At 55.7% G+C, this 6,565-nt stretch carries 6 protein-coding genes; 2 read left to right on the forward strand and 4 right to left on the reverse strand.

The annotated features are described in order from the left end of the window. Positions 1-249 precede the first annotated feature (249 nt). Both CKO36_RS18365 and CKO36_RS18370 read left to right on the forward strand, forming a co-directional pair. Positions 250-1,245 (forward strand): hypothetical protein, encoded by a 996-nt coding sequence (locus CKO36_RS18365; protein ID WP_200286360.1) that lies wholly within the window; start codon positions 250-252, stop codon positions 1,243-1,245. Between the two features lie 18 nt (positions 1,246-1,263). Next, positions 1,264-1,971: a hypothetical protein gene (locus CKO36_RS18370; protein ID WP_200286361.1), complete on the forward strand. Its 708-nt coding sequence runs from the start codon at positions 1,264-1,266 to the stop codon at positions 1,969-1,971. A 926-nt stretch (positions 1,972-2,897) separates the two neighbouring features. Here the strand turns inward: CKO36_RS18370 and CKO36_RS18375 are convergent. The 4 genes from CKO36_RS18375 to CKO36_RS18390 form a co-directional block, all read right to left on the reverse strand. Further along, positions 2,898-3,476 carry a FixH family protein gene (locus tag CKO36_RS18375; protein WP_200286362.1) on the reverse strand — a complete coding sequence of 193 codons (579 nt, stop codon included), beginning with the start codon at positions 3,474-3,476 and terminating at the stop codon, positions 2,898-2,900. A gap of 41 nt (positions 3,477-3,517) precedes the next feature. Continuing rightward, positions 3,518-4,954: a cytochrome c oxidase accessory protein CcoG gene (ccoG, locus tag CKO36_RS18380; RefSeq protein ID WP_242469733.1), complete on the reverse strand. Its 1,437-nt coding sequence runs from the start codon at positions 4,952-4,954 to the stop codon at positions 3,518-3,520. After that, positions 4,932-5,858, reverse strand: coding sequence for a cytochrome-c oxidase, cbb3-type subunit III (gene ccoP / locus CKO36_RS18385; protein WP_200286364.1), 927 nt, complete (start codon positions 5,856-5,858; stop codon positions 4,932-4,934). The genes ccoG and ccoP overlap by 23 nt, the downstream gene beginning before the upstream one ends. Before the next feature lie 54 nt (positions 5,859-5,912). Further along, positions 5,913-6,565, reverse strand: a 653-nt coding sequence (locus CKO36_RS18390) for a zinc ribbon domain-containing protein (protein ID WP_200286365.1), incomplete at its 5' end; no start/stop codon positions are given.

Below are 6,565 nucleotides of genomic sequence, written 5' to 3' on the forward strand. Positions count from 1 at the left end.
GAAAGCCATGCGAAAAAATCGCCGGGGTCCGAAAAAACCGCTGACCAAACGCACTCGATACAAAGATAAGCCGCATGTCTCGACCGCCAAGCTTCTGGCCGCTGGTTAGCCCACCTTAAAAGGGCTGGTATACCTTATACTCTCAAATACCTTATCCCAGATGTCCAGCGCGAAAGAATTAGAGACCATTTCCATAAACTGTCTAGTGTCAAGGGATGCGGGCATAGGACCGATGATGGGTTATGTGATTTGCACAAAAATGAAATGCCATGCATCCTGGATGTTCGTCCGGGTGCTTGGAATGGAAAAGAAAAAACATGGGCATGGGAAAAAACCCTAGGAGAATATGAGCGAGAGAAAAGCGAAGATCATAGTATTATAGAACTTGTGGAACAGCCCTTCGGGGACAATTATCGTTCGGTTGTTGATACAGCCATTGCGCTTGGGACTATTTTCTTTGCAGAAACGCTTTCTCCAGATGGTTTATCGAGGGTGCATACGGAGACGAAAGAGTATTCGGAGCCGATAGCGTTATCTCTGGATAAATTGCGGTTCTATGCGACGTGCTGTATGTTTCATCAAATAGCTGATGAGAACGCGCGCTTGATTATTGTGCCGATGCAGGTAGCGGGTACGCATTATGCTTGCGCGGTTAGTGTTGTTAGAAGTAATGATTTCTCAGATATTTCTTGGCTAAGAACGTTTCATTTTTATACAATGATTCTTTCGCGTGTAGTGCTGCGTCGCTTTCGGAGAGATGTTCGCAGCTTCTACCTTGGCCGCGTTCAGGAATTCTTGGTGGCAAAGTTTGATGCTCAACTGCATGAGAATCCGGGGGCGGTAAAGAAGTCATCTGAGGATTCGATCACGATTAATTGGCGTAAAGCGATCAAGGAGACAAATAATTTTATCAAAGTTCTAACTAGGAGGGTGCCGTATCAGAGAATAATCCTGAAAGATAGACCTTTCCCAGGAAAGGAAAGTTATTCGGTAACATTACGGGTGCGCGCCAAAGAAGCGAAAATATATTTCACTATAGAAGATGATGAGTGTTTTCCGCGATTCCGGGTGCCCCTTGATAAGAGGCAGTTAACTGGAGTCGATCAAGAGTTCTTGGCGGCAGAGGCGTACCTAAATGACAGGCAGGTAAAAAACGTTCTTGAAAGAGCGGTGGAGAGGATTAACCACCGGATCGACAGGTACCTTGATTACATCGATGGTTTCGATAGTCTCGATGGTATCTAAAATTTAGGAGGAGAGAAAATGAGTAGCAAGAGTGCATTGGCCAGAGCATATGTGAAGCCCGACGTCCCAGGTGGGAAGGAGAAAGAGAGGGCGCGGCAATCGTTTGTTAAACAGAAGGCGGTTAAAAAGGTCAAAGATACTGGCGTTACAGATTTGCATCTCAATGTGCCCATACATGGAAGAAATAGGCAAGTAGATTTTAATGTAGGACATAATTGCTTAGACGAGCCTGCTTCGTTACAGAGTGCGATTCTTCTCAGCGAGCAAGCGTTTGCTGTTGTAGAGAGAGTGAGCGATGAAGATCGACACGCGTTTGCAAGACTAGTCAAATTAAAATTGGAAGACTTGGAGAATCGCGAAGGCAACGAACTTCCGCCGTTAGATGATACTGGTAAGAGTTACCCCTTGTATCCTGGTAGAGTGGACGCGCTTGAATGGTTAGAGAAGTACTGGGGAGAATATCTTGCTTATTTCTCGGAAGGAAGGAATGTGCTTTTTCAAGACGAGTTGAGGAAGCGCGATCCGTCACTAATGGCGGCACTCACTAGTCAAGTCGGTTATCGGAATAGGAAAGGTACGATGAAAATAAAGGTGAGAGATATTGTTCCGCCGAGAAGTGCTCGTGTTGACAAAATAACAGAGGGAATTTCGGAAGAGGACCTCAAAGAGATGACGAGGCTGGTGAAGGCAAAAAGAGAGCGATTGAAGAGAAAGCTGGACAGTTGAGGCAGAGAAGCTGGTGCTAGTCACTGTGCTTCGGGGGTCACCACATCCGCGCGGCGATCGCCTGCTGTTCCTCGCCCAAGGCATCGGCATAGATGGCCGTCACCTAGAGCGACGCATGCCCCATCCACTTGGAGAGCATATTGAGCGGGACGCCGCTGCCCACGGCATGTACGCCTTAGCCGTGGCGCAGGCCCTTGGGGCACCGGTGCGGCCCATCGCTGATCCCGGCCGCGTCCATCACCTCGCGCACCCGCCGCCAGGCCGTGCTCCGCGACCAGGGCTACAGCCGCAGCGCCGGGGTGCCCGCCTTCGCCTTGCGTGTGCGAGGATCGGGAAGCCGATGCACCAAATCGAGCGTGTCGAGGACCCTCAGTGTCAGGATAGATGTCGCCCTCCCTTGCTAACCTTCTTAAGAAAATCCGAGGGCGCGAGGAACGCATCATGGCTCGTTATTCCGAGGAGCACCGCGCCGCTGTTGTGGCAAAACTGCTCCCACCGCAAAGTCTGAGTTCGCAGGCGGTTGCTGAGCAGGAAGGGCTGTCCCTGGCGACGGTGTATATAGCCGTTATATATGATCTCCAGACATTTTAATTGAGCAATTTAGACATAAGTAGCTGTAATTTATAAAAAATTATATTTTATGAATGTCTGTGTATTAAATGAAAAGGCTATAACAGGAATTCACGGAGAAAATCCTATTCTTCTGTACAAGGAGTTGTGCGAAGTTATTCAAGATGTGATTGACCACTTTAATGCTGAGGGTCGCTCGTTACCGGAACCGCGAGTTCGCCCGATGCGCGAGGTCGCATAAACCGCCTAATCGGGTCGCCGGGGGTTTTTCTCCCCCGGCCCCCACAGCACCCCGCATGCGGGTTCGCACGGGGGCGCTTCCTCCGGATTGGAAAAGGCAACCCGCTGGCGACCGACTACCGCTCCGCGCTGGGGGTGATGGCATGAGCGCGCCTGAATCCAATACGCAGGCGCTGGTCGAACGGATATTCAGCCTCGCCATCGGTTACGGCGATCAGCACATCCCACACCCCCGGCAACGGAAAGCTCAGCTCAGCGCGGTAGCGGCCTGGGGCTTCCGGCACCATGGGAAGCGAGAAGTCGCGCCCGGCATCGGCGGGACGATAGGCGAAGAGGGTCACGGTCTCCGGGGTCACTGGCTGCCCGGCTTGATCAACCACGAAGAAACGAATGGTCGCCGGCTGTCCGGCGCTGAGATCTGGCGGAATGTCCGTCGCGACCGTCCAGCCGGGCGTCGTGGTCGCGCGCGACCGGATGCTGCGCTCCATGGCACGACCGCGCTCGTAGTAGTCATCCACCACCAGACCGGGGTTGGTCACCACAGCCAGCGTCACCATGGTGAGATTCACCAGGAGCACCACGCTGATCAACCCAATCCAGCCGATCACCCAGGGACTGCGCCATGCGGACAGGGACGCAGCGGCGGCTTGGGCGGTCGGGGCTGAATGAGGCTCCAGTGCCGCAGTCTCTGTCATGGCTCGTGTTCTCTCGCGTTGCAATGGATGCTGGATACGGCTTAGGGAGCGGGTGCGAAAAAGGCGCTTTCCCGCTCGGCGCGCACCGGGGTGCCATCCGGGAACTGCCCCTCGGCCGTGAAGAAGATTGGCAGACTTGTTCCGCTCAGATGCTCGCGTTCGATGCGCACGAACACCCGCATCGGCGTGACTTCACCATGCTTGACGCTCAGCGCGTCCTCAACACCCTTGACCTCCATCGGCACCGGGCTGGTCGCGGTGATGTGCGCGGTCAAATCGACATTGGCTTTATTCAGCACTTTAAGGGTGTATTGATTCTGAATCGAGCCATCGCTCATTTGCACAAAGAGCGGCGAGCGCTCATGCAGCACCTTGAGTTCGATGCTGGTCAGAGTCGAGAACCCATAGCCAATCCCCACCACCGACAGCAGCAGAATCGCGAGGTAGAGCCAGACGCGCACGCTTAACAACAGGGGACGGGCCGGCTGACCTTCGATTTCATCCAGCGAGGCATAGCGAATCAAACCGCGCGGCCGCCCGACCTTGTCCATGATGCTGTCGCAGGCATCAATGCAGAGCGCACAGGTGATGCAGCCCTCCTGCTGACCAGCGCGAATATCAATCCCGGTCGGACAGACCGCCACGCATTGGTTGCAATCAATGCAATCACCATGCGGGTCTGACTCAGGTTCGGCATCCTTGCGCAGACGCCCGCGCGGCTCGCCGCGTAGCAAGTCGTAAGCCGGCACCAGGGTAGACCGATCCAGCATTACCCCCTGAATGCGCGCGTAGGGACACAACCAAAAGCATACCTGCTCGCGCAACCAGCCAGCCAGGACATAGGTGCCGACCGTAAAGAGCGCGACAAAGGAGTACACGACACCATTGGCCTGGCCGGTGAAAAAATCCCGCCACAGCGGAAAGATGCCGTAAAACCAGGCGACAAAACTCCAACCGGTGGCAAAGCCAATCAGCAACCACAACAGATGCTTAAGGCTTTTGATGCGCAGCTTTTGTGCACTCCAGGGTGCCCGGTCCAGTTGACGGCGCGTACGCGGGTCACCTTCGAGCCATTCCTCGATCCAGGTAAAGACATCGGTCCAGACGGTTTGGAAACAGAAAAAACCGCAGTACACCCGCCCGGCCAGCGCGGTGGCAACAGCGAGCAGAATGGCGAAAAACAACAGCAGCAGCGACAGCATCCAGAAGTCCTGCGGCAGCACGGTGGCGCCGAACAGGTGATACTGACGACTGGGAATATCGAAGAGCACCGCCTGGCGTCCATCCCAGCGGACATAGGGCCCGAGGAAAAAGATCAGCCACACGGAGGACGCCAGCCATTTGATCCGCCGCCAGCGCCCCGGCAGGCGCTTGGCATGGATGGTTTCGTCACCGGCATTGACCTGCCAGTGCTCGGCATCGGCATAGAGATCGTCGACTGGCTCCACCACGCGCCTATTGACCGCCGCCCAGCTCATGCACATAGACGGCGAGCTTTTTGATCTGCTCAGCATCCAGCCGGCCCTCGGCACTGCCCGCGCCACCAAAGGCCGGCATCACAGCATTGCGCGTCTGCTCCACGCCAGTCTGGTTTACGCCATAGAGAATGGTGTGCTTGGCACTTTCGTAGCCACCGGGACGAAAGCGCCACAGGGTATCGGTGAGATTGGCCGCGCCAACGGTGACGATGGATCCATTCGGCAAGGTGGCAATCACACCAGTGGCCTCGGCCCCATGGCAGCCGGTGCAACCCTTGCCTCGGAACAGTGCCCAGGCTTCCTCGCTGCCTGGCTGACCCTTGCTCAAATTGACCACAAAGTTGGCCAGCGTATCGACTTCCTGCTCACTGAGGATCTTTTCATGCGCGATCATGTTGCCTTTGCGACCACCAGTGATGGTCTCGATGATTTTGCTCAGGGTGCCGCCATAGAGCCAGTCGTTATCGGCCAGCACCGGATAGCCGGGATTGCCCTGACCGCCACTGCCATGACAGGCAGCGCAATAATCACCAAAGAGCACCTTGGAGGACGCCAGGGTGTATTGCAGCAGACCGGGATCGTCCAGAATCTCCTCGGCTGACATGGCGGCAATGCGCTGGTCATATTCGGCCCGAACTTCTTCGACCTGCGCCATGCCCCGCTCAAACTCCTTGATGGAACTCCAGTCCAGCATGCCTTGGGTGAATTCCTGATCCGTCTCGTCGAGCTTCCAGGGTGGTGTCGGCCACATGGGATAGAGCAACCCATAGAGCACCCACCAAGCCAGCGACAACCAAAAGGCGATCATCCACCAGCGCGGCGGCGGGTTTTTCAGCTCGCGCAGATTGTCGTCCCAAAAATGTCCGGTGTTGTTTTCCCCAGGGAAAGGATTAGTGTCCGCCATGCTCGTCTGCTGCTCCTAAAAACCTAAACAAAGTTGCTCATAGTGGTTTTTGGGTCATTCGCTCTCCGTTGATAGCACGCGGGATTGACCGGGCGAGCAACTGGAGTCCTGGTTGAGCAGTCCCAACCGGAGGCGCTCAGTCCGTGCTTGCACGATGGCCTTCACCGTTCGATATGGCGTGAACCGCTCGATGTCCGGATCAGTTAAGCGTGCCAGCACGTTTTGCGCGGCGTTCTGGTCGGCGTCCAACACCTCCCCGTCGAAACAGTAAAACCGATCCCCCTGGCGTTTGCCGAGCAGGCCTCCGTTGCGGGAATCGATTTGCGAGGTATAGGCCGGATTGACCAGCACGACCGTCGAACCTCGACGGCATGAAACACTGTCAAGTGCTTCGGCAATGACGCCTTTCGTCCAGCTGGCCAGCCGGCGATTGACGTTCTTGCCGAAGGACTTGCCCGCCATCGGGGCGGTGAGATCTTCTGCTGCGATCACGGCGGCTTTGTCGACCACCTTGTTGACCGACTGGAACACCAGGTCGCGGATGCGCGCGTGCGTCTTGTCCATCTGCCGGTTGAGCTTGTTGCGCCCGAGGTTGAACCGGCGAATGTGCTCGCGCTTGCGCGGGTTGCGGGTGTTGTTGGCGCACGCGCGCAGCTTGGCGCGGCGTTGGTATTTGGCTTTGAGTTTGTCGGAGGTGTCGGTGAGGA

It is taken from the genome of Rhabdochromatium marinum (genome assembly GCF_016583795.1).
In the GTDB taxonomy this organism is placed as follows: Bacteria; Pseudomonadota; Gammaproteobacteria; order Chromatiales; family Chromatiaceae; genus Rhabdochromatium; species Rhabdochromatium marinum.

What these genes read in the sequence shown, in the direction of transcription:
- ccoP (WP_200286364.1), bottom strand. Translation starts at nt 5,858, where the DNA reads ATGGCGGACACTAATCCTTTCCCTGGGGAAAACAACACCGGACATTTT.
- CKO36_RS18370 (WP_200286361.1), top strand. Translation starts at nt 1,264, where the DNA reads ATGAGTAGCAAGAGTGCATTGGCCAGAGCATATGTGAAGCCCGACGTC.
- ccoG (WP_242469733.1), bottom strand. Translation starts at nt 4,954, where the DNA reads ATGAGCTGGGCGGCGGTCAATAGGCGCGTGGTGGAGCCAGTCGACGAT.
- CKO36_RS18375 (WP_200286362.1), bottom strand. Translation starts at nt 3,476, where the DNA reads ATGACAGAGACTGCGGCACTGGAGCCTCATTCAGCCCCGACCGCCCAA.